The sequence below is a fragment of the Cupriavidus nantongensis genome (genome assembly GCF_041726985.1).
GTDB lineage: Bacteria > Pseudomonadota > Gammaproteobacteria > Burkholderiales > Burkholderiaceae > Cupriavidus > Cupriavidus nantongensis_A.
This window is the reverse complement of sequence record NZ_CP168303.1, coordinates 1,524,367-1,549,653: the sequence shown is the minus strand read 5'-3', so window position 1 is coordinate 1,549,653 and position 25,287 is coordinate 1,524,367. Positions and strand designations below refer to the sequence as shown.

At 68.5% G+C, this 25,287-nt stretch carries 22 protein-coding genes and 1 tRNA gene; 18 read left to right on the top strand and 5 right to left on the bottom strand.

Annotated elements, in window-relative coordinates; all coding sequences use genetic code 11:
• Positions 1-35 precede the first annotated feature (35 nt).
• From ACEI37_RS18465 to ACEI37_RS18455, 3 genes are read left to right on the top strand one after another with little or no spacing between them, the layout of a single operon-like run.
• The gene (locus tag ACEI37_RS18465) at positions 36-362 is read left to right on the top strand and encodes a BolA family transcriptional regulator (protein ID WP_092316451.1); all 327 of its coding nucleotides are present in this window, start codon (positions 36-38) and stop codon (positions 360-362) included.
• 4 nt (positions 363-366) lie between these two features.
• On the top strand, positions 367-1,161 hold the full coding sequence (locus tag ACEI37_RS18460; RefSeq protein WP_062799127.1) for a peptidylprolyl isomerase: 795 nt from the start codon (positions 367-369) through the stop codon (positions 1,159-1,161).
• Positions 1,162-1,202: 41 nt separating this feature from the next.
• Complete coding sequence (locus ACEI37_RS18455; protein ID WP_373380107.1) at positions 1,203-1,502, top strand: hypothetical protein; 300 nt, start codon at positions 1,203-1,205, stop codon at positions 1,500-1,502.
• 132 nt (positions 1,503-1,634) lie between these two features.
• Here ACEI37_RS18455 and purL read toward each other — a convergent pair whose 3' ends face one another.
• Together purL and ACEI37_RS18445 are read right to left on the bottom strand one after the other, a co-directional pair.
• Complete coding sequence (purL, locus tag ACEI37_RS18450; RefSeq protein WP_373380106.1) at positions 1,635-5,681, bottom strand: phosphoribosylformylglycinamidine synthase; 4,047 nt, start codon at positions 5,679-5,681, stop codon at positions 1,635-1,637.
• Positions 5,682-5,871: 190 nt separating this feature from the next.
• Positions 5,872-6,480, bottom strand: a complete 609-nt coding sequence (locus tag ACEI37_RS18445) for a winged helix DNA-binding protein (RefSeq protein WP_373380105.1) — start codon at positions 6,478-6,480, stop codon at positions 5,872-5,874.
• Positions 6,481-6,726: 246 nt separating this feature from the next.
• On the opposite strand from ACEI37_RS18445, the gene ACEI37_RS18440 reads away from it, so the two are divergent.
• From ACEI37_RS18440 to pgi, 11 genes are all read left to right on the top strand, one after another.
• Positions 6,727-6,975 (top strand): hypothetical protein, encoded by a 249-nt coding sequence (locus ACEI37_RS18440; protein ID WP_373380104.1) that lies wholly within the window; start codon positions 6,727-6,729, stop codon positions 6,973-6,975.
• Between the two features lie 2 nt (positions 6,976-6,977).
• Positions 6,978-7,259, top strand: coding sequence for a hypothetical protein (locus ACEI37_RS18435; RefSeq protein ID WP_373380103.1), 282 nt, complete (start codon positions 6,978-6,980; stop codon positions 7,257-7,259).
• Positions 7,260-7,438: 179 nt separating this feature from the next.
• Positions 7,439-7,657: a DUF2188 domain-containing protein gene (locus ACEI37_RS18430; RefSeq protein ID WP_373380102.1), complete on the top strand. Its 219-nt coding sequence runs from the start codon at positions 7,439-7,441 to the stop codon at positions 7,655-7,657.
• Between the two features lie 90 nt (positions 7,658-7,747).
• Complete coding sequence (locus ACEI37_RS18425) at positions 7,748-8,863, top strand: ATP-binding protein (RefSeq protein ID WP_373380101.1); 1,116 nt, start codon at positions 7,748-7,750, stop codon at positions 8,861-8,863.
• A 184-nt stretch (positions 8,864-9,047) separates the two neighbouring features.
• The gene (locus tag ACEI37_RS18420) at positions 9,048-10,412 is read left to right on the top strand and encodes an amidase (RefSeq protein ID WP_373380100.1); all 1,365 of its coding nucleotides are present in this window, start codon (positions 9,048-9,050) and stop codon (positions 10,410-10,412) included.
• A 124-nt stretch (positions 10,413-10,536) separates the two neighbouring features.
• Entirely contained in the window at positions 10,537-11,502 is a 966-nt protein-coding gene (locus ACEI37_RS18415; protein WP_373380099.1) for a TRAP transporter substrate-binding protein, read from the top strand.
• 88 nt (positions 11,503-11,590) lie between these two features.
• Positions 11,591-12,142 (top strand): TRAP transporter small permease subunit, encoded by a 552-nt coding sequence (locus ACEI37_RS18410; RefSeq protein WP_373380098.1) that lies wholly within the window; start codon positions 11,591-11,593, stop codon positions 12,140-12,142.
• The gene (locus ACEI37_RS18405; protein WP_373380097.1) at positions 12,142-13,452 is read left to right on the top strand and encodes a TRAP transporter large permease; all 1,311 of its coding nucleotides are present in this window, start codon (positions 12,142-12,144) and stop codon (positions 13,450-13,452) included. Before ACEI37_RS18410 ends, ACEI37_RS18405 begins: the two co-directional genes overlap by 1 nt.
• Before the next feature lie 4 nt (positions 13,453-13,456).
• A complete protein-coding gene (locus ACEI37_RS18400; RefSeq protein ID WP_373380096.1) occupies positions 13,457-14,764 on the top strand; it encodes a D-amino acid dehydrogenase in 1,308 nt (435 codons plus the stop codon).
• Between the two features lie 7 nt (positions 14,765-14,771).
• Positions 14,772-16,361: an NAD(P)H-hydrate dehydratase gene (locus ACEI37_RS18395; protein ID WP_373380095.1), complete on the top strand. Its 1,590-nt coding sequence runs from the start codon at positions 14,772-14,774 to the stop codon at positions 16,359-16,361.
• A 208-nt stretch (positions 16,362-16,569) separates the two neighbouring features.
• Positions 16,570-18,213 (top strand): glucose-6-phosphate isomerase, encoded by a 1,644-nt coding sequence (pgi, locus tag ACEI37_RS18390; RefSeq protein ID WP_373380094.1) that lies wholly within the window; start codon positions 16,570-16,572, stop codon positions 18,211-18,213.
• Positions 18,214-18,228: 15 nt separating this feature from the next.
• On the opposite strand, the gene ACEI37_RS18385 is transcribed toward pgi, so the two are convergent.
• Positions 18,229-18,927, bottom strand: a complete 699-nt coding sequence (locus ACEI37_RS18385; protein WP_062799100.1) for an ABC transporter ATP-binding protein — start codon at positions 18,925-18,927, stop codon at positions 18,229-18,231.
• Between ACEI37_RS18385 and ACEI37_RS18380 the strand changes: the two genes are divergently transcribed.
• Complete coding sequence (locus tag ACEI37_RS18380; RefSeq protein WP_373380093.1) at positions 18,926-19,594, top strand: arylesterase; 669 nt, start codon at positions 18,926-18,928, stop codon at positions 19,592-19,594. The two genes, ACEI37_RS18385 and ACEI37_RS18380, sit on opposite strands and share 2 nt — an antisense overlap.
• A 73-nt stretch (positions 19,595-19,667) precedes the next feature.
• On the opposite strand, the gene ACEI37_RS18375 is transcribed toward ACEI37_RS18380, so the two are convergent.
• Both ACEI37_RS18375 and ACEI37_RS18370 read right to left on the bottom strand, forming a co-directional pair.
• Positions 19,668-21,602: a SurA N-terminal domain-containing protein gene (locus tag ACEI37_RS18375; protein WP_373380092.1), complete on the bottom strand. Its 1,935-nt coding sequence runs from the start codon at positions 21,600-21,602 to the stop codon at positions 19,668-19,670.
• A gap of 140 nt (positions 21,603-21,742) precedes the next feature.
• Positions 21,743-21,819: transfer RNA gene (locus ACEI37_RS18370), tRNA-Asp, on the bottom strand.
• Between the two features lie 378 nt (positions 21,820-22,197).
• On the opposite strand from ACEI37_RS18370, the gene ACEI37_RS18365 reads away from it, so the two are divergent.
• From ACEI37_RS18365 to ACEI37_RS18355, 3 genes are all read left to right on the top strand, one after another.
• Positions 22,198-23,283 (top strand): LacI family DNA-binding transcriptional regulator, encoded by a 1,086-nt coding sequence (locus tag ACEI37_RS18365; RefSeq protein ID WP_373380091.1) that lies wholly within the window; start codon positions 22,198-22,200, stop codon positions 23,281-23,283.
• A gap of 84 nt (positions 23,284-23,367) precedes the next feature.
• Positions 23,368-24,390 carry an ABC transporter substrate-binding protein gene (locus ACEI37_RS18360; protein ID WP_373380090.1) on the top strand — a complete coding sequence of 341 codons (1,023 nt, stop codon included), beginning with the start codon at positions 23,368-23,370 and terminating at the stop codon, positions 24,388-24,390.
• A 56-nt stretch (positions 24,391-24,446) separates the two neighbouring features.
• The gene (locus ACEI37_RS18355) at positions 24,447-25,280 is read left to right on the top strand and encodes an ABC transporter permease (RefSeq protein ID WP_373380089.1); all 834 of its coding nucleotides are present in this window, start codon (positions 24,447-24,449) and stop codon (positions 25,278-25,280) included.
• Positions 25,281-25,287: the final 7 nt, after the last annotated feature.

The window sequence follows — 25,287 nt, the reverse complement described above, 5'->3', positions numbered from 1 at the left end:
CCCGTTCCGTCCCCACCAACCGAAGGACACCATTGATGGCAGCCGATCCCGCTACGATCGAGGCAATGCTGCGCGCAGCGCTCGCCCCCAGCCACCTGGCCGTGCGCGACGACAGCGCGCTGCATGCCGGACACGCCGGCGCCGCGTCCGGCGGCGGACATTACGACGTGACAATCGTCAGCGAGCGCTTTGCGGGTCACAACCGGGTTGCCCGACACCGCATGGTGTATGATGCGCTGCGCGGTCTGTTCCCCACGCAGATCCACGCCCTCGCCGTGACTGCGTTCACCGACCAAGAGTACCAATCACGCGCACAATCCCTCGCACTCTCACGCGATTCTTCCAGCAACTCTCAGACCTGATTCCATGAAGACCACCGTCCTCTCGTTCAGCCTGGCGGCTGTGCTTGCTGCCGGCAGCCTGCCGGCCATCGCCCAGAATGCCGCCGTCGTGAATGGCAAGGCCATTCCGTCGGCAAAGCTGGACAAGTTGATCGCCGGCACCGGCCAGCCCGACAGCCCGGAGCTGCGCACGCGCGCCCGCAACATGCTGATCGACCGCGAACTGCTCGTGCAGGAAGCCAACAAGCGCGGCCTGACCCAGCGCGACGACGTGCAGGAGCAACTGGAACAGGCCCGCCTGAACGTGCTGGCCGGCGCGGTGTTCGAAGACTACGTCAAGACCCACGGCGCCAGCGACGCCGAGCTGCGCAAGCAATACGACAAGATCAAGTCGCAGTTCGGCAACGGCAAGGAATACCATGCCCGCCATATCCTGGTGGAAAAGGAAGCCGACGCCAAGGCCATCATCGCCAAGATCAAGGGCGGCGCCAAGTTCGAGGACCAGGCCAAGGCCGCGTCGAAGGACCCGGGCTCGGCCGCCAACGGCGGCGACCTGGACTGGGCCAACAGCAGCAGCTACGTGCCCGAGTTCTCGGCGGCGATGACCGGCCTGAAGAAGGGCCAGATGACCGACACCCCGGTCAAGACCCAGTTCGGCTGGCACATCATCGAACTGGTCGACGTGCGCGACGCCAAGATCCCGTCGTTCGAAGAAGTGAAGCCGCAGCTGACGCAGATGCTGATGGGCGACCAGAACTGGCAGCGCGAGCAGTTCCAGGCCATGATGAAGGCCCTGAAGGACAAGGCCAAGATCCAGTAAGCCGCGGGCCGGTCGCCCCGCCGGCCCTGCAGCCCTTCAGGATGCAGCGCGTGCAGACGACCGGCCGCTACTGGCAGCTCTGGCATCTCTCGTCCCGCGGCCTGTGCTATTGCGCACTGGCCTGGACCACCCTGGACGGCGCCGCCCCCGGCTGGCGCCGGCTCCATCCCCACCTTCCCTTGCGGGATCGGTATTCCCCGGAAAAGACCTTGCATGCGGTCGTGGCCTATCGACTGGCCAGCGGCGCGCTGGTGCCTGCGCGCGGATATGAGGGCGCGCGGATGCTGACGTTTGCGTATGTGGCCTGGAGTTCGAGGCCGCGAGGCGCGGCCGCAGCCTGACGCCGGTTTCGTGGCTCAAGTGGGGACTTGCTGCCGCGCTACGCAGGCGCAAAGCGCAGGCCCGGAAGCAAAAAAGCCACCGGCGCTGCCGGTGGCTTCTGGCTGGACTGTTCTACATCAGCCGCCGGAGCCTTACCCCACCCACTTCCTCGCATTGCGGAACATCCGCATCCACGGGCTGCCACCGTCTGCGACCTGCTTCCACGCATCCGGCGCCCAGCTCATGGTCGCGGCACGGAACACGCGCTCGGGGTGCGGCATCAGCACGGTGAAGCGGCCGTCGACGGTGGTCACCGAGGTGATGCCGTCCGGCGAGCCGTTCGGGTTGAGCGGATAGGTCTGCGTGACCGCGCCGTAGTTGTCGACAAAGCGCAGCGCCACATGGGCCTGGTCGATATTGCCCTGCTGCGAGAAGTCGGCAAACCCTTCGCCGTGAGCGACCACGATGGGGATGCGGCTGCCTTCCATGCCGGCGAAGAAGATCGACGGCGACGACTGCACCTCGACCGTGACATAGCGCGCCTCGTACTGCTCCGACTGGTTGCGCGTGAACTTGGGCCAGGCGCCCGCGCCCGGGATGATCGGGGCCAGGTTGCTCATCATCTGGCAGCCGTTGCACACGCCCAGCGCGAAGGTGTCCTGGCGGTTGAAGAAGGCGGCGAACTGCTCGGCCATCTGCGCGTTGAACAGGATGGTCTTGGCCCAGCCCTCGCCCGCGCCCAGCACGTCGCCGTAGCTGAAGCCGCCGCACGCGACGAAGCCCTGGAAGTCGGCCAGGTTGGCGCGGCCGGCGATCAGGTCGCTCATGTGGACGTCGTGGGTGTCGAAGCCGGCGCGGTCCATGCTGTACGCCATCTCGATCTGCGAGTTGACGCCCTGCTCGCGCAGGATCGCCACGCGCGGACGCGCGCCCGTGGCGACGAACGGCGCGGCGATGTCTTCGGCCGGATCAAAGGTCAGCACCGGGCTGATGCCGGGGTCGGCGGCGTCGAGCAGGCGGTCGTATTCGCTGTCGGCGCAGGCCGGGTTGTCGCGCAGGCGCGCGATGCGCCAGCTGACTTCGCTCCAGTTGCGCTGCAGGTCGGTGCGCGAGGCGCCGAACACCTTCTTCGCGTCACGGTAGATCTCGACCTGGTCGGAGGTGTTGGGCTTGCCCACCACGTGGCTGCATGCCGACAGGCCGGCTTCGCGCAGCACCGCGAACACGGCGTCGCGGTCTTCCATGCGCACCTGCACCACCGCGCCCAATTCTTCGGAGAACAGCGCGCGCAGGGTCTGGTCGTTGCGGCGCTCGGCGATCTGCTGGGCCCAGTTCTTGGCATCGCCGTAGTCCTGCTCCTGCTGCGGATCGAGCGCCAGCATGTCGACGTTGAGCGAGATGCCGCAATGGCCTGCAAAGGCCATCTCGGCCAGCGCCGCCATGAAGCCGCCGTCGGAACGGTCGTGGTAGGCCAGCAGCTTGCCGTCCCGGTTCAGGCGCTGGATCACGTTGAAGAAGTTTTTCAGGTCTTCGGCGTTGTCGACGTCGGGGGCGCTGTCGCCAACCTGCTGCGTCACCTGCGCCAGGATGCTGCCGGCCATGCGGTTCTTGCCGCGGCCCAGGTCGATGGCGATCAGCACGGTGTCGCCAGCGTCGGTGCGCAGCTGCGGCGTCAGCGTGCGGTTCACGTCGTCCACCGCGGCAAAGGCCGAGATGATCAGCGATACCGGCGCCACCACTTCCTTGTCGACGCCCTGGTCCTGCCACTTGGTGCGCATCGACAGCGAATCCTTGCCGACCGGGATGCTGATGCCCAGCGCCGGGCACAGCTCCATGCCGACGGCATGCACGGTGTCGTACAGCTTCGCGTCCTCGCCTTCGACGCCGCAGGCCGCCATCCAGTTGGCCGACAGCTTGACCTTGCCCAGGTCCTTGACCGGTGCCGCGGCCAGGTTGGTGAGCGCCTCACCAATGGCCATGCGGCCCGATGCGGGCGCGTCGATCACGGCCAGCGGGGTGCGCTCGCCCATGGTCATCGCCTCGCCGGCGCTGCCCTTGTAGTCCAGCGTGGTCACGGCCACGTCGGCCACCGGCACCTGCCACGGGCCGACCATCTGGTCGCGCGCGTTCATGCCGCCCACGGTGCGGTCGCCGATGCTGATCAGGAACGACTTGCTGGCCACGGTCGGGTGGCGCAGCACGTCGCGCACCGCCTGCTCCAGGCTGATGCCGGTCACGTCGACGGCCGGCAGCGGCTGCTCGACGCGCTTGACGTCGCGGTGCATGCGCGGCGGCTTGCCCAGCAGCACGTCCATCGGCATGTTGACGGCGTAGTGTTCCTTGAGCGCGGCATCGACGCTGGCGTCGACCAGCTGCAGCTGCTTCTCTTCGGTGGCGATGCCGACCACGGCGAACGGCGAACGCTCGCGCTCGCACATGGCCTGGAACTGCGGGAAGCTGTCTGGCGCGATCGCCAGCACATAGCGCTCCTGCGACTCGTTGCACCAGATTTCCGCCGGCGACAGGCCGGACTCTTCCAGGTGTACCTGGCGCAGGTCGAAGCGCGCGCCGCGGCCGGCGCCGTCGACCAGTTCCGGGAAGGCGTTGGAGATGCCGCCCGCGCCGACGTCGTGGATCGACAGGATCGGGTTGGCGTCGCCGAGCTGCCAGCAGGCGTTGATCACTTCCTGCGCGCGGCGCTCCATCTCGGGGTTGCCGCGCTGGACCGAGTCGAAGTCCAGGTCGGCGGTGTTGGTGCCGGTCGCCATCGAGCTGGCGGCGCCGCCGCCCATGCCGATGCGCATGCCCGGGCCGCCCAGCTGGATCAGCAGCGTGCCGGCCGGCAGCGGGTTCTTGTGCGTGTGCGAGGCGTCGATATTGCCGATGCCGCCCGCGATCATGATCGGCTTGTGGTAGCCGCGCACGGTGCCGCCGACGTTCTGCTCGTAGACGCGGAAGTAGCCGCCCAGGTTGGCGCGGCCGAATTCATTGTTGAAGGCGGCGCCGCCGAGCGGGCCGTCGATCATGATCTGCAGCGGCGAGGCGATGCGGTCCGGCTTGCCGGTCACGCCGGGCTTGTGGTCGGGGTTGCGGTGCGCCACCGGCTGGGCCGCGTCGCGGTCGTTTTCCCAGGATTCGACGGCGTCGGGCAGCATCAGGTTGGACACCGTGAAGCCGGTCAGGCCGGCCTTGGGCTTGGCGCCGCGGCCGGTCGCGCCCTCGTCGCGGATTTCGCCGCCGGCGCCGGTGGAGGCGCCCGGGAACGGCGAGATCGCAGTCGGGTGGTTGTGCGTCTCGACCTTCATCAGCGTGTGCGTCAGCGCCTCGTGGCGGCCGTACTTGTGGTCGTCGCCGCGCGGGAACCAGCGCTCGGCCACGTCGCCTTCCATCACCGCCGAGTTGTCCGAGTAGGCCACGATCGAGCCCTGCGGATTGAGCTGGTGCGTGTTGCGGATCATCGCGAACAGCGACTTGTCCTGCTGCACGCCGTCGATGGTCCAGGTGGCGTTGAAGATCTTGTGGCGGCAGTGTTCGCTGTTGGCCTGCGCGAACATCATCAGCTCGACGTCGGTCGGATTGCGCTCCAGCTTCGCGTAGGCGTCGACCAGGTAGTCGATCTCGTCCTCGGACAGCGCCAGGCCCATCTCGACGTTGGCCGCGGCCAGCGCGCTGCGGCCGGCGGAGATGTCGATAAAGCGCAGCGGCTTGGCCGGCAGTTCCTGGAACAAGCCGGCGGCATCGTCACGCGACGCGACCACGGTCTCGGTCATGCGGTCGAACAGGTGCGCGGCGACGGCGGCGCGGGTGTCGGCATCCAGCGACTTGCGCCCGCGCAGCAGGCCCTTCTTGCAAACGACGGTGATCTCGATGCCGCGCTCGATGCGGTGGATATGCGTCAGGCCGCAGTTGTGGGCGATATCGGTGGCCTTGCTGGCCCACGGCGAGATCGTGCCGAAGCGTGGGATCACCACGAAGCGGTCGCCCTCCGGCTGCTCGGCGAACGGTGCGCCATAGGTCAGCAGCGCCGCCACGCGCGACTGGTCGTCGGCCGACAGCGGCGTCTGCGCATCGACGAAATGCAGGAACTGGCCGTGCACCGACTCGATATCGGCGTCGATTTGCCGGAGAGCGGTGAGCAGGCGTTGCTGACGGAAGGCGGAGAGCGCCAAAGCGCCGGGGAAGCATGAGAAATGCGCCATGATCGTAGCGGTCGGGAGGCGTAGAGGTAGGGGCTGCAGCTTGGCCGGCACCGCTGCATGGGGTGCCGGCTGGCGGGAAACCGCTATTGTACCTTGCCGGGCCCCGCTTTTTGCACTGCGACATCACGGCCGCGCTGTGTCAGCACGGATCGTGATAATGCTTATGCATCACTTGCGCGCAATGAACGGGTCAGAGTGACGTCGCCGACCGCGCCGCCTGCTCGTACAGCCCGGTCAATACCCGCATCAGCCGGGCCAGTTCGCCGATCTCGGCATTCTCTTCGCTGCCCGCGGTGAAATTGCTGGTCAGGCATTGCTCGCGGATCTCGCGGTAGCGCGAACACGCCTCGGCGCCAGCCTCGGTGGTCGAGTACGTCGCCTCCTTGCCCACCCGCTCCCCGCTCACCAGCCCCAGCCCCTGCAGCTTCTTCAGCGCATAGGTGACCAGGTGCGTGTCTTCCACGTTGAGCACGAAGCAGATATCGGCCAGCCGCTTGGGACGGCCACGGTGGTTGACGTGGTGCAGCACCAGCACGTCCAGAAAGGTCAGGTCGCGCACGCCGGCGGCACCCATGCAGCGCACCACCCAGCGGCTGTAGGCGTTGTAGGCGGTGTTCAGGCCGAACTCGAATTCCGACAGCTCAGGACTGCGCACCGACACCAGGTGCGACGACGACACGATATTCGCGCCGGCGGCGCGCGACAGTGCGGTGGCTGGCCTGCCGGCAGGGGTATCGGCGACCGCGGCGGCTGCGGCGACTGCGGCGGCGGGCGCGCTTTCGGCTGGCTTGCGTGACATGGGGAACGATTCCTTTCGATGGAGGGCGGCGTTGACGGCGTTCGGGGTACCAGCTTTCGCCGGATCGACCCGGCGCGCGCGCCTCTGGCCTGACAGTTTATCGGTGAATTACCACGAATAAAACGACATTTCGGGCGGCGCCACCGGGGCTGGGTAGCGGGACAGGCGTCACCGCGTTTCGGACTCTTCCCATACCAGCCGAAGACGCTATACTGTATATCCATACAGTATCGATCCGAGCCCCCCATGTCGCCCGAACCTGCAAACTGCCCCCTTTGCGGCGCTGCTGCCGAGCGCACGCGCGCCGCGCCACGCGGCTATCTCTACCTCTGCCCCGGCTGCGGCGCCTTCCACATCAGCCGCGGCGCGCTGGCCTGCCGCCAGGACATTCCGGCTTCCGCCAGGAGCGATGTGCGGCTGCTGCGCGCCTATGGCCACCAGCCCCAGATCGAAGTCTGCCGGGACGGCGTGCGCATCGTGCCCGGGCGGAGGTAGGCATGGGCAACAGCAAACGGGCGGCAAGCTGCCACCTTCCGGCCGCAACGCCCGCGTATCCGGTGCCGGGGGCGAACGGCATACTGGCGCAGGTGCAAGGCCACCATGTCGCCGGCGCGCTGCAGACGCTGCCGCGCGCGACGGCGGACGCGCCCAACCACCATGAGGTGCTGGTCGAAGCCGGCCATCTCGGCACGGTCCGGCTCTTTATCGTGAAGAAGCTCGCGCGCCATAACCGGCACAGCCACTACTACTGGTCGGCCTACCGTGCGGAACCGGCCTGAAATATCAAGGCGTGATGCATTTGCGCCACGCTACCGCTTGAGTAGGGCTATGCTATGGCGAACATGGCGCGGCAATATCGCACTGTCGAATGCGTTCACCCATTCGGCTTTTTCGACCGCCCGCAGATGTAGCGGGCGTTTTTTTGCCCCTGTTTTTTGCCCCTGACCTGGGAGGCAATATGCAAGCGCGAATCATTCGCGTTAAGCCGGTCGACTCTGGCTGGGCGCTGGACTCCGAGAGCTTTTCCCGGCCGCTGCGGTTTGCGACGCTCGAGGCGGCGATCTCGGCGGGATGGGCACAGGCCAGGCACGAGAACGGCGAGTTGCATATCCATCGCCACGACGGTGGCGTACGCCTGCGCGTGGCCGTCGGCAGCCCCGGGGAACCTCCGGGCTGAGCCGCCTTTCACGGGACGCCCCGGCAATCAGCGTAAGATGGCATCCACCCGCGTGCATTGATGGGCTCGCCCGATCCCGCCGGAGCAGACATGCGACTTGCTGATTTCATCTTGCGCGACATGACGCGCATCCTGACGGAATGGGAGGCGTTTGCCGGCACCCTGGTGCCTGCCGCACGACGCCTGGATTCACTTGCCTTGCGCGATCACGCGCTGCAGATCCTGCAGGCCGTGGCCAGGGATCTGTCGACACCGCAAACCCGCCACGCCCAGCGCGAAAAGTCGATGGGGCGCGCTCCGCGCCTGGCCGATGCGCCGGAGACCGCAGCCCAGACCCACGCCCTGCTGCGGGCACGCCATGGCTTCAACATCAACCAGATGGTCGGCGAATACCGGGCCCTGCGCGCCAGCGTGCTGCGCCTGTGGATCGACGCCTGCCATCCGGACCTGCCCGACCTGGACGACATGATGCGTTTCAACGAGGCCATCGACCAGGCCGTCGCGGAATCGGTAGGCCTCTTCGATGCGCAGGTCGAACAGGCGCGCAACCTGCTGCTGGGCATGCTCGGGCACGACATGCGCAGCCCGCTGCAGACCATCCAGGCCACGGCTCGCTTCCTGGCGGCGCTGAATGCGGGGGAGAAGGTCTCGGAAGCCGCGGCGCGGCTCATCCGCAGTGGCGCCCGCATGAATTCGCTGCTGGATGACCTGTGCGATTTCAACCGGACCAAGCTCGGCCTCGGCATCAACATCACGCCCACCCGCATCGACCTGGCGCAGGTATTTGGCGATGCCGTGGACCAGTTGCGCGCCGCCCACCCGGCCCACCGCATCGAGTTTGCTGCCCATGGCGACTTGCTTGGCGTCTGGGACGGCCTGCGGCTGCAGCAACTGCTTTCCAACCTGGTGACCAATGCGGTCACGTACGGCGCCGCGGACGCGCCGGTCCGCGTTGCCGTCACCGGACACGATGCGGAAGTCCGGGTCGCGGTCTGGAACAGCGGTCCGCCCATCGATCCGCAGACCCTGGGGCAGATCTTCGACCCGCTCAGGCGAGGCCAGGATCCGCACAACAAGAACGCCCCCGGGCTGGGCCTTGGCCTGTATATCGCGAGCGAAATCGCCAAGGCCCACCACGGCTCGATCGCGGCCCGCTCGGATGCGGCCGGCACCGAGTTCGAGCTATGTTTGCCGCGCGCCGCGTAGCCCGGGATACCAGCGGCCTGCGCGCCGTCCCATAGAGGCCATCCCTATCTGTCGCCTGGCGGACCTTCTTGCTACCCTTGAGGTTCCCGGGCTGCGCGCCGGCGGCGCTGCAGGCCGGGTCCATGGCGTTGCCCGCCCCCACCCGCGCGCGCCCAACGCTTATCGCAACACCTTAGCAGACCCCATGCCATCGATGCTTCCCGACCTCGATACCCTCAACGCCGGCCTGCGGGACGGCGCCACCAGCCGCGCGCAGATCGTCGAGCAGGCCGCGGCCCGGGCGGCCACGCCGGCGGCCGAGGCCGTGTTCCTGCACAGCACCTTCGAGGCCGCCGCGCAGGTGGCGCGCGCCGCCGACGCCGCCAGCCGCGCCGGCAAGGCGCTGCATCCGCTGGCGGGCCTGCCGGTCTCGGTCAAGGACCTGTATGACGTGGCCGGCGAAGTCACCCGCGCCGCCTCGCTGGTGCGCGCCGATGCCGCGCCGGCCGCCGCCGACGCCGCCGTGGTGGCGCGGCTGCGCGCTGCCGGGGCGGCGCTGGTCGGGCGCACCAACATGACCGAGTTCGCGTTCTCGGGCGTGGGCATCAATCCCCATTACGGCACGCCCGCCAATCCGGCCGGCACCGATGGCGCCGCGCGCATCCCGGGCGGATCGTCGTCGGGCGCCGCGGTGTCGGTGGCGCTGGGGCTGGCGGTGGCCGCGCTCGGCAGCGATACCGGCGGCTCGATCCGCATCCCGGCGGCGCTGTGCGGCATCACCGGCTTCAAGCCCACCGCGCGGCGCGTGCCGCTGGCCGGGGCCTTTCCGCTGTCGTATACGCTGGACACCGCCTGCGCCATGGCGCGCACGGTCAGCGACTGCATCGCGGTGGACAGCGTGATCGCCGACAGCGCGGTGCTGCCGCGCGTGACCGACCCCGCCGCCACGCGGCTGGCGATCCCGCGCCAGCTGCTGCTGGACGATCTCGACCCGGTGGTGGCGCGCGCCTTCGATCGCGCGCTGGGCCGGCTGTCGGCCGCCGGCGTGCGGCTTGAGCATGTCGACCTGCCAGAACTCGGCGAACTCGCCGCGCTGAACGCGCACGGCGGCTTCAGCGCGGCCGAGGCCTATGCCATCCACCGCCACCTGCTGGCGGCCCGCCGCGACCGCTACGATGCACGCGTGGCGTCGCGCATCGACCGCGGCGCCGGCATCAGCGCCGCCGACTATATCGACCTGGGCCGCGCGCGGCTGGACTGGATCGCACGCATGGAAGCCCGGCTGGCCGGCTTCGACGCGGTGGTCTGCCCCACCGTGCCGATGGTGGCGCCCGAGATCGGGCCGCTGCGCACCGATGACGCGCACTTCTTCCGCGTCAATGCCCTGCTGTTGCGCAATACCTCCGCCTTCAATTTCTTCGACGGCTGCTCGCTGTCCATGCCCTGCCACGCGCCGGACGAGCTGCCGGTGGGGCTGATGCTGTCGCACGGGCCGATGCGCGACGCCGCCCTGCTCGGCACGGCGCTTGCATTGGAACGCATCGTGCAGCCCTCACCGCGCGACGACTGAGCCCGCCGCCGCGCCGTTGATCTTGCGCCCCGCGCCCGGCCGGAGCCAGGCCTGCGCGTGGCACCAGGTAGTACGCAACCCGCTGTACAACCGCGCCCCCGCGCGCACACCAGGAGAGATCGAGATGCGAGTCAAGGCAATGATCGCGGCCACGCTGATGCTGGCCGCCGTGGCGGCACAGGCGGACACCAAGTGGGACCTGCCCACCGGCTACCCCGTCGCCAACCTGCACACCGAGAATCTGCAGCAGATGGCCAGCGATGTCGACAAGGCCACCGGCGGCAAGCTCAAGATCGTGCTGCATCCGAACGGGTCGCTGCTCAAGGCCAACGAGATCAAGCGCGGCGTGCAGACCGGCCAGGTGCAGATGGGCGAAATCCTGATGTCGCTGCTGGCCAACGAGAACCCGGTATTCGGCGTCGACGCGGTGCCGTTCCTGGCCACCAGCTATGCCGATGCCTACAAGCTGTGGCAGGCCTCGCGTCCGGTCACCGAGAAGGTGCTGGACAAGCAGGGACTGAAACTGCTGTACGCGGTGGCCTGGCCGCCGCAGGGCATCTACGCCAACAAGCCGATCAACTCGGCCGCCGACATGAAAGGCCTGAAGTGGCGCGCCTACAATCCCGCCACCTCGCGCATCGCCGAACTGGTCGGGGCGCAGCCGGTCACGATCCAGGCCGCCGACCTGGCGCAGGCGCTGGCAACCGGCACCGTCAACTCCTTCATGTCGTCAGGCGCGACCGGCGTCGACACCAAGGTGTGGGAGAGCGTGAAGTACTTCTATGCGGTCGATGCCTGGCTGCCCAAGAACATGCTGGTGGTCAGCAAGAAGGCCTTCGCCGCGCTCGACAAACCCACCCAGGACGCGCTGCTCAAGGCCGTCGCCGACGCCGAGAAGCGCGGCTGGCAGGTGTCGGAGCAGAAGACCAAGGAATACCTGGCCACGCTCGCCAGGAACGGCATGACGGTGCAGCAGCCGTCGCCGCAGCTCAAGGCCGACATGCAGAAGCTTGGCCAGACCATGGTCGACGACTGGGCCAAGAGCGCGGGCGCCGACGGCAAGGCCATCCTCGACGCCTACCGCAAGTAAGCCCGCGGGCCCACCGACTCCAGCGCCCTGCATCGCGGCCGCGCCGGCTGCGTTGCAGGAAGTCCATCCTTTCCCTGCGCCGCCCACCATGCCCACTGCCCCCTCCTCCAAGCGCTGGCTAGACCGCGTGCTGGACCTGTTCGCCGCGCTCGGCGCGCTGTGCATTCTCGCCGTCTGCGTGATCATGATCCTGATGTCGCTGTCGCGCGAAACCTCGGTGATCTTCAAGGGCGGCGACGATATCGTGGCCTGGCTGTGCGCCGCCTCCGCCTTCCTGGTGCTCGGCCAGACCTTCCAGCATGGCGGCATCGTGCGCGTGGAGATGCTGCTGTCGGCGCTCGGCCCGCGCCGGCGCTGGCTGCTGGAGCTGGTCTCGCTGACCGTCTGCCTGGTGTTCGCCGCCTATGCAACCTGGGCGCTGGGCTCCTTTGCCTGGCAGAGCTGGGAGATCGGCGATGTCTCGCAGGGCCAGATCGTGATTCCGTTGTGGATACCGCAGAGTTTCGCGGTGCTGGGCTGCGCGGGGTTCCTGCTGGCGGTCGCGGATGAATGGCTGCGCGTGGTGCGGCGGCAGAAGCCGCGCTACCAGCTGGCCCAGGAAGCCAAGCTGGCCGCCGGCGACTTCGGGGAGACGGTCTGATGAGCACGGTCGTGGTTGCACTGATCCTGCTGCTGGTGCTGATCGTCTTCCTCGCCCTGGGCGCGTGGATTCCCGTGGCCATCGCGGTCACGTCGTGGGTGGGGCTGGTGGTGTTCTCTGACCGCGAGGCGCTGGTCAGCCTGGCCAACGCGTGGTGGTCGTCGAGCGCCTCGTACACGCTGGCGTCGCTGCCGCTGTTCGTCTGGATGGGCGAGATCCTGTTCCGCACCCGGCTGTCGGAGCAGATGTTCAGCGGGTTGTCGCCATGGCTGAGCTGGCTGCCCGGGCGGCTGATGCACGTCAACATCCTGGGCTGCGGCATCTTCGGCTCGGTGTCGGGTTCGTCGGCGGCCACCTGCGCCACCATCGCCAAGTCGGCGCTGCCCGAACTCACGCGGCGCGGCTACGACGAGCGCATCACGCTGGGCTCGCTGTCGTGCGCCGGCACGCTCGGCATCCTGATCCCGCCGTCGATCACGATGGTGGTGTACGCGGTGTCGGCAGATGTGTCGATCATCCGCGTGTTCCTGGCCGGCTTTATCCCGGGGCTGCTGCTGATGCTGCTGTTCTCGGGCTATATCGTGGTCTGGGCGCTGGCCAACCCGGACAAGACCCCGGCCTCGGAGCACTTCAACTGGCGCGCGCGGCTGGCGTCGATCCGGCAGCTGCTGCCGTGCATCGTGCTGATCGCCTTCATCACCGCGATCATGGTCACCGGCTACTCCACCGCGACCGAAGCCGCCGCCTATGGCGTGGTCGCGTCGCTGGCGCTGGCGTGGGCGGGCGGCTCGCTCACGCGCGCGGCGTTCTGGGACAGCCTGATGTCGGCCACGCGCCTGACCGCGATGATCATGTTCGTGCTGGGCGCGACCTCGTTCCTGTCGGTCACCATGAGCTTTACCGGCATCCCGCGCGCGCTGGCCGAGTGGGTGGCCGCGCTGCAGCTGTCGCCGTGGGCGCTGATCGCGGTGCTGACGGTGATCTACATCGTGCTGGGCACGGCGCTGGACGGCATCTCGATGATCGCGCTGACCACCGCCACGGTGCTGCCGATGGTGCAGGCGGCGGGTTTCGACCTGGTCTGGTTCGGCATCTTCATCGTGCTGCTGGTGGAGATTGCCGAGGTCACGCCGCCGGTCGGCTTCAACCTGTTCGTCTTGCAGAGCATGACCGGCAAGGACAGCAACTACATCGCGCGGGTCTCGCTGCCGTTCTTCATGATGATGGTGGTGGCGATTGCCATCGTCACGATCTGGCCCGGCGTGGTCACCTGGCTGCCCGATCTGGTCATGCAGCAGGAGGTCAGGTAGACCGATGCATGTGATCGTGATCGGCGCCGGCGCGATCGGCGTCTGTTCCGCGTGGTACCTGCGCCAGGCCGGTTTCGACGTGACCGTGCTCGAGCGCCGCGGCGCGCCGGCGCAGGAAGCCAGCTTCGGCAATGCCGGCGTGATCGCGCCCGGCTACGTCACGCCCTGGGCCGCGCCGGGCATGCCCGGCAAGATCCTGCGCACGCTGTTCGCGCGCGAGGCGCCGGTGCTGTTCCGCCCCGCCGCCGATCCGGCCATGTGGCGCTGGATCGCGCGCTGGCTGGGCGAATGCAGGCTTGAGCGCTACCGCGCCAACAAGCTGCGCATGCAGCGGCTGGCCTTCTACAGCCGCGCCTGCCTGCACCGGCTGCGCAGCGAGCTGGAGATCGACTACGAGCAGTCTCAGGGCTACCTGCAGCTGTTCCGCACCGCGCGCGACCTGGACCTGGCCGGGCCCGCCATCGCCCTGCTGCGCGAGAACAACGTGCCCCACCGGCTGGTCAGCGCCGCCGAATGCCGCCAGATCGAACCGGGCCTGGCCGCCGGCACGCCGCTGGCCGGCGGGCTGCACCTGCCCGAGGATGAATCCGGCAACTGCCCGATGTTCGTGCGCGCGCTGCAGCGGCATGCGCAGGCCGCCGGCGTGTCGTTCCGCTTCGACACGCAGGTGACGCGCATCCGGCCCGGCCCGGCCGGCAAGCTCGAGATCGAGCTGCCAGGACCCGGTACCCAGGGCGCGGCGGAAGTGCTCGGTGCCGAGCGCGTGCTGGTCGCCGCCGGCGCCGACAGCGCCGCGCTGCTGCGCCCGCTGGGCCTGCGCGTGCCGCTGTATCCGGTCAAGGGCTATTCGGTGACGGTGATGATCCGCGACGAGCTGCAGGCCCCGCTGGGCGCGCTGATGGACGAGTCGTACAAGGTCGCGATGACGCGCATGGGCAACCGGTTGCGCGTGGCCGGCACGGCGGAGCTGGGCTCGCGCCGGCTCGACCTGCGCCCCGCCGCGCTGAACACGCTGATCAAGGTCGCGCGCGACTGGTTCCCGGTCGCCGGCAACTACCAGGAGGCCACGCAATGGGCCGGCGCCCGGCCGATGTTGCCCGACGGCCCGCCGCTGATCGGCCCCACCGCGGTGCCCGGCCTGTTCCTGAACCTGGGCCATGGTTCGACGGGCTGGGCGATGAGCTGCGGATCAGGCAAGATTGCGGCTGACCAGATCGCCGCCAGCACTGGCGCTTCCGCCGGCCGCGGCGGTCCGGACATCGACATGGAAGGCCTGCTGCCCGACCGCTACGGGCTGGGGCCGGCCAATTAAGCCCGACATGACCCGCCCTGCCGCCACCGTCATCACACCCACCGACCACGAACCCGGCTGGCTTGCCCTCGATGCGGCCGCGCCGGCCCCCGTGCCGCTCTACGACGTCGCCGCGATCCGCCGCCTCGAGCATGCCGCGCTGGCGCAGCTGCCGGCTTTCACGCTGATGTCGCGCGCCGGCACGGCGGCGGCGCGCTGGCTTGCCTGCCATGCGCCCGACGGCCCGCTGCTGTTCCTGGCGGGGCCCGGCAATAACGGCGGCGATGCGCTGGTCGCCGCCACGCAGCTGCACCGCGCCGGCCGCGCGGTGCAGGTCTGGCTCGCCGCCGATCCGCAGCGCCTGCCGGCCGATGCCGCCGCCGCGTGGCAGCAGGCGCAGGCCGCGGGCGTGCCCTCGAGCGTGATGGCGGACGTCGATGCCGCGCAGGATGCGCACTGGCCCGCCGGCACCGCCGCGATCGTCGACGGGCTGCTGGGCATCGGCCTGAACCGCCCCGCCGACGGCCGCATGGGGTGGTGGATCGCCCAGCTCAACCGCGCCGCGCTGCCGGTGTTTGCGCTGGACATTCCCAGCGGCCTGTCCGCCGACACCGGCGCGGGCGCGCCGGCCGTGCGCGCTCAACGCACGCTGACCTTCATTGCCGCCAAGCCCGGCCTGCTGACGCTGGACGGGCGCGACTGCGCCGGCGCGGTCGAGATCGCGCCGATCGGCCTGGACTCCCCCCCCAACGAACCGCCGCAGGGCCTGGTGAACGGCCCTGCGCTGTTCGGTGCCGCGCTGCCGCGCCGCCGCCACGCCAGCCACAAGGGCACGCACGGCGCGCTGGCCGTGATCGGCGGCAGCCTCGGCATGACCGGCGCGCCGCTGCTCGGCGCACGGGCGGCGCAATGGCTCGGCGCGGGCAAGGTGCATATCGGCTTCCTGGCGCAGCCGGCACCGCTGCTCGATCCGCTGCATCCGGAACTGATGCTGCATGCGCTCGACGCACTGGCGCTGGCGACGATGTCGGCGCTGGTGATCGGCCCGGGCATGGGCACCGATGCCAACGCCCGCCAGCACTTCGCGCGGCTGCTGCAGGCCGCGACGCAGCCGCTGGTGCTGGATGCCGATGCGCTCAACCTGCTGGCCGCCGATCCCGCCCTGGCGGGTGCGCTGGCCACGCGTGGCGCAGCCACCGTGATGACGCCGCACCCGCTCGAAGCCGCGCGGCTGATGGGCGTGCCGGTGGCCGAGATCCAGCGCAACCGCCCCGCGGCCGCCGCGGCGCTGGCCGCGCAATGGCAGGCGGTGGTGGTGCTGAAGGGATCGGGCAGCGTGATCGCCGCGCCCGACGGCAGCCCGTGGACGCTGAACCCGACCGGCAACGCAGCGCTGGCCAGCGCCGGCACCGGCGACGTGCTGGCCGGCATGCTGGGCGCGCTGCTGGCGCAGGGCATGGCGCCGCTGGCCGCAGCGCAGGCGGCAGTATGGATCCACGGCCGTGCCGCCGATGTGCTGGTCGAACAGGGCACGGGGCCGGCAGGCGTCACGGCGAGCGAACTGTATGCGCCGGCGCGTGCCGTATTCAACCAGTTGCTGACCACCGCGGGACCGTAAATCGCGGCGCTGGCCACACATTCCGTCAGACAACGACCGATAGCCGCGCGGCGCCACCGCTGCTATGTTGCAAGTGGTAACGATATGACGCCGCCGCGAGCCGCGCTGCTGCAAACGGCGACGATATACTTACCGCTCCGTCTTGCAAGCCGGCAATGCCACGCGGCTCGCGCCCCGCAACCCCGCTAGTCCTGCACGCTAGTCCTGCATGCCCACTGACCTTCACGCCTGGAACGCCCTGCTGCGGCACCATGACACCCTTCGCGACGCCCAGATGCGCGACTGGTTCGATCGCGAAGGCGCACAGCGCGTCGCGCAATGCTCGCTCAAGGCCGCCGGCCTCTATCTCGATTACTCGAAGAACCGCATCACCGCGCAGACCATGAGCCTGCTGATGCAGCTCGCGGCCGAGGCCGGCGTTACCCGCCGTCGCGACGCGATGTTCGCGGGCGAGCATATCAACACCACCGAAGACCGCGCGGCCCTGCACGTGGCCCTGCGCGCCACCGCCGGCGCCGGCTACAAGGTCGACGGCGAAGCCGTGGTGCCGGCCATCCAGCAGGTGCTGGCGCGCATGCGCGACTTCTCCGGGCGCGTGCGCAGCGGCGCCTGGAAGGGCGCGACTGGCGAGCGCATCACCGATGTCATCAACATCGGCATCGGCGGCTCCGACCTGGGGCCGCGCATGGTGTGCCGGGCACTGTCGCATCTCGCCGATGCGGATGGCAACACCGCGCCGCGCATGCACTTCGTCTCCAACGTCGACGGCACCGACCTGGCCGAGACCCTGGTGCGGCTGGATCCGCAGCGCACGCTGGTGATCGTCTGCTCCAAGACTTTCACCACGCTCGAGACCATGGCCAACGCGCGCAGCGCGCGCGCGTGGTTTGTCGCGAACGGGGTGGCCGAGCAGGACCTGGCCAAGCATTTCGTCGCAGTCTCGACCAATACCGAGGCGGTGCGTGAATTCGGCATCGACCCGGCCAATATGTTCGAGTTCTGGGACTGGATCGGCGGTCGCTTTTCGCTGTGGTCGTCGGTCGGTTTGTCGATCACGCTGGCGGTGGGCTTCGATGCCTTTGCCGACCTGCTCGCCGGCGGACGCGCGATGGACGAGCATTTCCGCAGCGCGCCGCTGGAGCGCAACATGCCGGTGATCCTCGGCATGCTGGGCATCTGGTACCGCAACTTCTGGAACCTGCCCACCAGCTGCATGGCGCCTTACTCCACCTCGCTGGAGCTGTTCCCCGCCTTCCTGCAGCAGCTGGAGATGGAGAGCAATGGCAAGTCCGTGCAGCTCGACGGGCAGCCCGTCCGTACGCATACCTCGCCGGTGGTGTGGGGCACGGCCGGCACCAACGGCCAGCACGCCTATTTCCAGCAGATCCACCAGGGTTCGCAGGTAGTGCCGGTCGATTTCGTCGCGCCGCTGGTGCCGCCGCGCCGGCTGCCGGGCCATCATGCCAAGCTGCTGGCCAACTGCTTTGCGCAGGCCGAGGCGCTGATGCGCGGGCGCAGCGCCGACGAACTGCGCGCCGCCGGGCTCAAGGATGAAGTGCGCATCGCGCATATGGTGTTCGACGGCAACCGCCCCAGCAACACGCTGCTGATGGAAGACCTGACGCCCAATGTGCTGGGCGCGCTGATTGCGCTGTACGAGCACCGCACCTTCGTGCAGGGCGTGGTGTGGCGCATCAACTCGTTCGACCAGTGGGGCGTGGAGCTGGGCAAGATCCTGGCGCGGCCGATCGAGGCCGAACTGGCCGGCACCGCCACCGGCGCGCACGATGCCTCCACCGCCGCGCTGATCGCGCGCGCCCGCGCGGTGCTGCAGGCGGGCGCGGCCAGCTAGCCGCCAGACCCGGATCTAGACCTCGGCGCCGATCCATTCGTCGCTGGCCACGCGGCCGGCGTCGATGGTCAGCACGCGCCCGCAGCGCGATGCCACCGAGCGGTCGTGCGTGACTAGCACCAGCGTCGAACCGGCGTCGCGGTTCAGCTCGAACATCAGCGCGATCACCGCTTCACCGGTGGCCGTATCGAGGCTGCCGGTCGGCTCGTCGGCGAACAGGATATCAGGGCGCGCGACGAAGGCGCGCGCCAGCGCCACACGCTGCTGCTCGCCGCCCGATAGCGTGCGCGGGTAGTGGCCCAGGCGCGCGCCCAGGCCCACGCGCTGCAGCATGTCGACCGCGCGCTCGCGCACCTGCGCGGTTTCACCGCGCAGCTCCAGCGGCAGCATCACGTTTTCCAGCGCGGTCAGGTGGCCCACCAGCTGGAACGACTGGAACACGAAGCCGACATGCCGGCCGCGCACCGCGGCGCGCTGGTCCTCGTCCAGCGCATACAGGTCCTGGCCCTGCAGCCGCACCGTGCCGGTGCTGGGCAGGTCCAGCCCGGCCAGCAGCCCCAGCAGCGTAGACTTGCCGGATCCGGACGCGCCCACGATGGCGAGCGTTTCCCCCGGCGTGACGGAAAACGTCACGTCGTGCAAAATCGTCAGCGAACCGGTCGTGTCGGCTACGGTCTTTCCAAGGGATTCGACTGCAAGAATGGAAGAAGACATGGATATAGGGATCCGAGGGAAAAAGCGCAGGCTGCTGCTGGCAGCGGGCACGGCGCTGGCGATGTCGGCGGCTGGACCAACGCAGGCACAGGCCCCGGCCACCGCCCCCGCGCTGCTGGTATTGGGCGACAGCCTGTCGGCCGAATACGGCATCGCGCGCGGCGCGGGCTGGGTCACGCTGCTGCAGGACCGGCTGCGGCAAGAGCGCTTCGATTATAGCGTCGTCAACGCGAGCATCAGCGGCGAGACCACCATCGGCGGCAAGACCCGCCTGCCCGAGCTGCTGTCGCGGCACCGCCCCGCCATCGTGGTGATCGAGCTCGGCGCCAACGATGCGCTGCGCGGCCTGCCGTTGCAGTCCACCGAGGCCAACCTGCGCAACCTGGTCACCACGGCACAGCAGGCCGGCGCCAGCGTATTGCTGATCGGCATGCGCATCCCGCCCAACTATGGCCAGGACTACACCGAAAAGTTCGTCTCGCTCTATCCCCGGCTGGCGGGCGAATACAAGGTGCGGCTGGTGCCCTTCTTCCTCGACCGGGTGATCGCGCGGCAGGACTGGTTCCAGCCCGACCGCATCCACCCGACCGCCGCGGCGCAGCCCGCCTTGCTCGATACGGTGTGGCCGCAGCTCAAGCCACTGCTCAAGCGCAGCGGCGCGAAGTGACTATAAAAAACCCCTGCCGCGCGGCAGGGGTTCTTGATTCTGGCGTGGCGGCGTGGCGCCGGCCTGGCGCGGATCACTCGGCGCCCTGCTCCTGCGTCGCGCCCGCCGGCGTCAGCAGCTTGACCTTGGAGCGGGCCTTCAGGCTTTCATAGAAGGCCTGCAGGTCGGTCTGGCCGGCCAGCTGCGCCAGCTGCTGCGCCTCGGCCTGGCGCTGGGCCGGGTTGGCCTGCGCCGGCTGGCTGACCTTCGTGATGCGATAGACCGCATAGCCCTGCGCGCCCAGGTCGACACCGACCAGCGCCGGCAGCTTGGCGGCATCGGCGCGCATCACGGCTTCCACGGCCTGCGGCGTCATGCCCTCGGCCTTGGTGCGCGACACCGTCTGCGCCGCGCCAAAGCCCTCGGCACTGTCGGCCTGCTTCAGCGCGGCCAGTCGCGCCTCGCCATCCTTGCGCGCCAGCGCCGCCGCCTGCTGAGCGACATAGCCTTCGCGCACTTGGGCTTCGACTTCCTCGAACTTGCGCACGGTCGCCGGGCGGTACGCGACGATGCGCGCGGCCACCAGCGTGTTGGGGGCGACCTGCACCGCTTCGGTGTTGCGCTTGTTCTTGATCGCGTCGTCGCTGAACAGTGCCTTGAGCAGCTTCTCGTTGTTCAGCGGGCTCTGCGCGCCCAGCGCCGGATTCGGCTGGCGCGTGACGTTGTCGGCGGTCTGGATGGTCAGCTTGAACTTGTCGGCGGCGGGCTTGAGGCTGTCGGCCTGCTCGTAGACGGTGTTGCCGAAGGCATCGGCCTGCTCGGCAAACTTCTTGTCGGCGAACTGCTTGCGCAGCTCGGCTTCCAGCTCGGTGCGCACGGCCTCGAGCGGCCTGGTTTCGGCGGGCTTGGTGCCGGTCAGCTTGATGATGTGGTAGCCGAAGTCGGTCTCGACCACGTCGCTGATCTGGCCTTCCTTGAGCGCGTACATGGCGTCCTCGAACGGCTTGACCAGCGCGCCGCGGCCCATGAAGCCGAGGTCGCCGCCCTTCTCGGCCGAACCCGGGTCCTGCGAGTTCTTGCGCGCGACGTCGGCGAAGCTGTCCGGCTGCTTGCGCACTTCTTCCAGCAGCTTGGTCGCCTTGTCCTTGGCGGCCTGGCGCTGCGCCGCCGGCGCATCCTTCGGCGCGCTGATCAGGATATGGCTGGCGCGGCGCTGCTCGTCGACACGGAAGCGCGCAATATTGCTTTCGTAGTACGACTTCAGCTCTTCCGGCGTCACCGCCTGCGACGCGGCCAGGGCTTCTCCCGACAGCACCAGGTATTCGACCTTGGCCTGCTCCGGCACCGAGAAGTCCTGCTGGTGGCTGTCATAGTAGGCCTTCAGCGCGGCGGCGTCGGGCTGCACCTTGGCGGTGTAGCCGGCCGGCTTGAACAGCAGCGCCTGCACCTCGCGCTGCTGGTCGCGCACCGCCATCAGGCGCTCGATCAGCGACTTCGGCACGAACGCGGTCGCGGCAATCGACGCGCCCAGCTGCTGCGTGGCCAGCTCGAAGCGCATGCGCGCATCGAACTGCTCGGGCGTCATGCCCTGTGACTGCAGCAGCTGCAGGTAGGCCTTGTCGTCGATCTTGCCGTCCTTGCCGCGCGGCAGCTGCGCAATCGCCGGCAGGCTGTTGATCTCTTCGAGCAGCTTGGCGTCAGACACCGTCAGGTGCTCGTTGGCCACTGCATTGGCCATCACGCGCTGCTGGATCAGCTGATCCAGCACGGCCTTGCGTGCCTCCGGGCCCTCGAACTGGCGCGGGTCATAGTTGGCGCCCAGGATCTGGCGCGCGCGCTCGCTCTGGTCGCGCACCACATTGTCGACCTCCTGCACGCTGATGGCCCGGCCGTCGACCTTGGCGGCATCGTGCGAGCTGTCCATGAAGCGCGAATAGCTTTCCACGCCGAAGAACACGAACGACGGGAAAACAAGCACCAGCAGCAGCAAGAGCATCAGGCGCCGGTTGTTGCGTACGAAATCAAGCATGCGGATTCGGGTAGTGGATGGGCACGAAAGACAAACTCCGCGATTCTATCAGGAGCCGGTGGGCAAGCGCCCTTTGTGCTGGGTGGCGAACATGAGCCACAAATGAAAAACGCCCGCTGACGCGGGCGCTTCCTTGATGCTGGCGGAGTGGACGGGACTCGAACCCGCGACCCCCGGCGTGACAGGCCGGTATTCTAACCGACTGAACTACCACTCCTGTGTCGGTGCCTGCTGCAGACTACTTTTGTACCAGCGCTGCAGCAGAGAGGCCGAACTATAGCGTATGTTGCCGGACCAGCGCAATACGGGGACACGTTTAAATTTGGCCCCCGGTGCGGTCCCCAATCATGTCAGTCGCAACCACTGAAGCGAAGGGTCCGTGGCGGGTCCCTCCCCACCAGTGTCATGCCGCTGTCACTTGCGCCCCGCACAATCGCCCTTATTCGGCCTTCCAGGCCAATCGCGTGGCCCCGCCTGCAGTCCTGCGGCGCACCGCACCAACGGTTGTCCTTGACACCCGTTTTTTTGCGGCTTGAATGAAAACGTTTTCATTTTCTTCTGCACCGACTCCTGCACTGATTCCGATTCCTGCCGAATGCGCCGCAACGCCACCTCCCTCGCCGCTCCGCCCGCGTCATTCAATGGCGCGACCCTGGTCAATGTCGCCAGGGCCGCGGGCGTGTCGCTGGCGACCGCCTCGCGCGTGTTCAGTAATCCGGAGCTGGTCCGCCAGGACACCGCCGAGCGCGTATTGCAGGCGGCGGGCGAGCTGGGCTTCCGCCCCAACCTGCTGGGCGCCAAGCTGCGGGCCCAGCGCTCGCGCATCGTCGGGGTCATGCTGCCCACGCTCGAGAATGCCGTGTTTGCCGAATGCTGGCACGGCATCGAGGAAGCAGCGCTGGCGCAAGGCTATTCGCTGATGCTCGTGACCAGCCGCTACGATCCGGCGCGCGAACGCGAGCGGATCGAATATCTGCTGCGCCACCGCGTCGACGGCATGGTGCTGACGGTGGCCGATGCCGCCCGCAGCGCGGTGCTGGAACAGCTGGATGCCGAAGGCGTGCCTTACGTCCTGGCGTACAACCAGGGAGCGCGCCGCGGCAAACGCTATTCGGTATCGGTGGACAACCGCGTCAGCGCGCGCGCCGGCGTCGAGACGCTGATCGCTGCCGGGCATCGGCGCATCTCGGTGGTGTCGGGCGCCTTCGTCGCGTCGGACCGCGCCAGGCAGCGCCACATGGGTTACCAGGACGCCATGCGCGCGCATGGCCTGCAACCGTTGCCGCCGCTGTCCCTGCCAGCCCATACGCCCACGCACACGCCGGCGGAGGTCGAGCGCATCCGGCAATTGGTCACGGCGCCATCCGCGCCGACCGCGCTGTTTTGTACCAACGACATGCTGGCGATCGGTGTGATTTCCATCCTGAAGCGCCTGGGGCTGTCCGTGCCCGGCGATGTATCCGTGCTCGGCTACGACGGCATCGAACTCGGCCAGTTGCTGGAACCGCCGCTGTCCACTGTGGCGCAGCCCAACAACGAGATCGGTGCCCGCGCGCTGGGCTGCCTGCTGGCTCGGCTGGAGCCGGCCAGCGCCGGGGCCGCACCTGACCGCCGTTTGCCGCGCGCGACGCTGCTGCCGCACGCGCTGCGCGAAGGCGCTACCGTCGGGCCGCCGGCTTAGCGGCGCTGCAACCGAACCAGCGCCGACATTGGCCTCGTCCCACGCCGTTTTCCCCCACCGCCGTATCTAGAAAAGGAGTGCATCATGCAATCGACTTCGTCCTGGCTGCGCCGCTTGCGCTGGCTGCTGCCCACGGTTGGCGCGGTTGTGTTCAGCCACGCCGCGGCCGCGCAAACCGCAATCTGCTACAACTGCCCGCCGGAATGGGCGGACTGGGCAGCGCAGATCCGCGCGATCAAGGAAAAGACCGGCGTCACGGTGCCGCACGACAACAAGAACTCGGGCCAGTCGCTGGCGCAGATCGTCGCGGAAAGGGCCAATCCGGTGGCCGACGTGGTGTATTACGGCGTGACGTTCGGCATCCAGGCGCAGAAGGAAGGCGTGACGGCACCCTACAAGCCTGCCAACTGGAATGAGATTCCCGACGGCCTGAAGGATCCGCAGGGCCACTGGTTTGCCATCCATTCGGGCACGCTGGGCCTGATGGTCAATGTCGACGCGTTGCGCGGCAAGCCGGTGCCGCAGTCATGGGCCGACCTGCAGAAGCCCGAGTACAAGGGCATGGTCGGCTATCTCGACCCGGCCAGCGCCTTTGTCGGCTATGTGGGCGCGGTGGCGATCAACCAGGCCCTGGGCGGCTCGCTGGACAACTTCGGCCCGGCCCTCAAGTTCTTCAAGGACCTGCAGAAGAACCAGCCCATCGTGCCGAAGCAGACGGCGTATGCGCGCGTGCTTTCCGGTGAAATCCCGATCCTGCTGGACTACGACTTCAACGCCTATCGCGCGCGCTACAAGGATCGCGCCAACGTTGCCTTCGTCATTCCGAGGGAGGGCTCGCTGGTGGTGCCCTACGTCATGAGCATGGTCAACAAGGCGCCGCACCCGGCGGAAGCCCGCAAGGTGCTGGACTTCGTGCTGTCCGACGCCGGGCAGTCGCTGTGGGCCAATGCCTACCTGCGCCCGGTACGGGCCAAGGCCGTGTCCAGGGAAGTGGAAGCCCGCTTCCTGCCGGCCGCGGACTATGCGCGCGCGAAGACCATCGACTACGGCAAGATGGCCGAAGTGCAAAAGGCCTTCAGCGACCAGTACCTGAAGGAAGTGCGCTGACGTCGCGCCGGGGCGCGCGTCGGCCCCGGTCAGTCCCCCTCACGATGGAGAAACCCATGCGCCGTCGCCCCGCTGCGCCAACCGCCCGCACGCTGATCGTCTTCGCGCTGCCGGCACTGATCGTTTTCCTGGCGTTCTTCTGCCTGCCGATGGCCAAATTGCTGGCGGTCAGCGTCGCGGGGGAAAACGGCGCGGGAGTCTACTGGACCGTGCTGTCCAGCCCGCGCTACCTGCACAGCCTGCTGTCCACGGTGCTGTTGTCGGCCTCGGTGACGCTGGCCACGCTGGCGATCGCCGGCGTGGCGGGCACCTTCCTGCAGCGGCATCCGGTGCCGGGCAAGCCGGTGCTGGTGGCGATGCTGACCTTTCCGCTGGCCTTTCCCGGCGTGGTGATCGGGTTCATGGTCATCATGCTGGGCGGCCGCAACGGCCTGCTGGCATCGGTGGGCGACCTGCTCGCCGGCGAGCGCTGGACCTTTGCCTATGGCATGGCCGGGTTGTTTGTCGGCTACCTGTACTTCTCCATTCCACGCGTGATCCTGACCGTGATGGCGGCGGTCGAAAAACTCGACGCCTCGCTGGAGGAGGCGGCCCGCTCACTCGGCGCCGGCCGCTGGCGCGTGGTGCGCGACGTGATGCTGCCGGCGCTGATGCCCGCGCTGATCTCCAGCGGCGCTATTTGCTTCGCCACCAGCATGGGGGCGTTCGGCACCGCCTTCACCCTTGCCACGCAGCTCGACGTGCTGCCGCTCACCATCTACAACGAGTTCACCAACTACGCCAACTTCGGCATGGCCGCCGCACTATCCATCCTGCTCGGCGTCGTGACCTGGGCCCTGCTGGCGGTGGCGCGTCATCTTTCCGGCAACGCGGTTGCCGCCACCGCGTAGGAGCAAG

Coding starts and splice junctions, on each gene's coding strand:
- ACEI37_RS18465 (WP_092316451.1), top strand. CDS start 36: ATGGCAGCCGATCCCGCTACGATCGAGGCAATGCTGCGCGCAGCGCTC.
- ACEI37_RS18460 (WP_062799127.1), top strand. CDS start 367: ATGAAGACCACCGTCCTCTCGTTCAGCCTGGCGGCTGTGCTTGCTGCC.
- ACEI37_RS18455 (WP_373380107.1), top strand. CDS start 1,203: ATGCAGCGCGTGCAGACGACCGGCCGCTACTGGCAGCTCTGGCATCTC.
- purL (WP_373380106.1), bottom strand. CDS start 5,681: ATGGCGCATTTCTCATGCTTCCCCGGCGCTTTGGCGCTCTCCGCCTTC.
- ACEI37_RS18445 (WP_373380105.1), bottom strand. CDS start 6,480: ATGTCACGCAAGCCAGCCGAAAGCGCGCCCGCCGCCGCAGTCGCCGCA.
- ACEI37_RS18440 (WP_373380104.1), top strand. CDS start 6,727: ATGTCGCCCGAACCTGCAAACTGCCCCCTTTGCGGCGCTGCTGCCGAG.
- ACEI37_RS18435 (WP_373380103.1), top strand. CDS start 6,978: ATGGGCAACAGCAAACGGGCGGCAAGCTGCCACCTTCCGGCCGCAACG.
- ACEI37_RS18430 (WP_373380102.1), top strand. CDS start 7,439: ATGCAAGCGCGAATCATTCGCGTTAAGCCGGTCGACTCTGGCTGGGCG.
- ACEI37_RS18425 (WP_373380101.1), top strand. CDS start 7,748: ATGCGACTTGCTGATTTCATCTTGCGCGACATGACGCGCATCCTGACG.
- ACEI37_RS18420 (WP_373380100.1), top strand. CDS start 9,048: ATGCCATCGATGCTTCCCGACCTCGATACCCTCAACGCCGGCCTGCGG.
- ACEI37_RS18415 (WP_373380099.1), top strand. CDS start 10,537: ATGCGAGTCAAGGCAATGATCGCGGCCACGCTGATGCTGGCCGCCGTG.
- ACEI37_RS18410 (WP_373380098.1), top strand. CDS start 11,591: ATGCCCACTGCCCCCTCCTCCAAGCGCTGGCTAGACCGCGTGCTGGAC.
- ACEI37_RS18405 (WP_373380097.1), top strand. CDS start 12,142: ATGAGCACGGTCGTGGTTGCACTGATCCTGCTGCTGGTGCTGATCGTC.
- ACEI37_RS18400 (WP_373380096.1), top strand. CDS start 13,457: ATGCATGTGATCGTGATCGGCGCCGGCGCGATCGGCGTCTGTTCCGCG.
- ACEI37_RS18395 (WP_373380095.1), top strand. CDS start 14,772: ATGACCCGCCCTGCCGCCACCGTCATCACACCCACCGACCACGAACCC.
- pgi (WP_373380094.1), top strand. CDS start 16,570: ATGCCCACTGACCTTCACGCCTGGAACGCCCTGCTGCGGCACCATGAC.
- ACEI37_RS18380 (WP_373380093.1), top strand. CDS start 18,926: ATGGATATAGGGATCCGAGGGAAAAAGCGCAGGCTGCTGCTGGCAGCG.
- ACEI37_RS18385 (WP_062799100.1), bottom strand. CDS start 18,927: ATGTCTTCTTCCATTCTTGCAGTCGAATCCCTTGGAAAGACCGTAGCC.
- ACEI37_RS18375 (WP_373380092.1), bottom strand. CDS start 21,602: ATGCTTGATTTCGTACGCAACAACCGGCGCCTGATGCTCTTGCTGCTG.
- ACEI37_RS18365 (WP_373380091.1), top strand. CDS start 22,198: ATGCGCCGCAACGCCACCTCCCTCGCCGCTCCGCCCGCGTCATTCAAT.
- ACEI37_RS18360 (WP_373380090.1), top strand. CDS start 23,368: ATGCAATCGACTTCGTCCTGGCTGCGCCGCTTGCGCTGGCTGCTGCCC.
- ACEI37_RS18355 (WP_373380089.1), top strand. CDS start 24,447: ATGCGCCGTCGCCCCGCTGCGCCAACCGCCCGCACGCTGATCGTCTTC.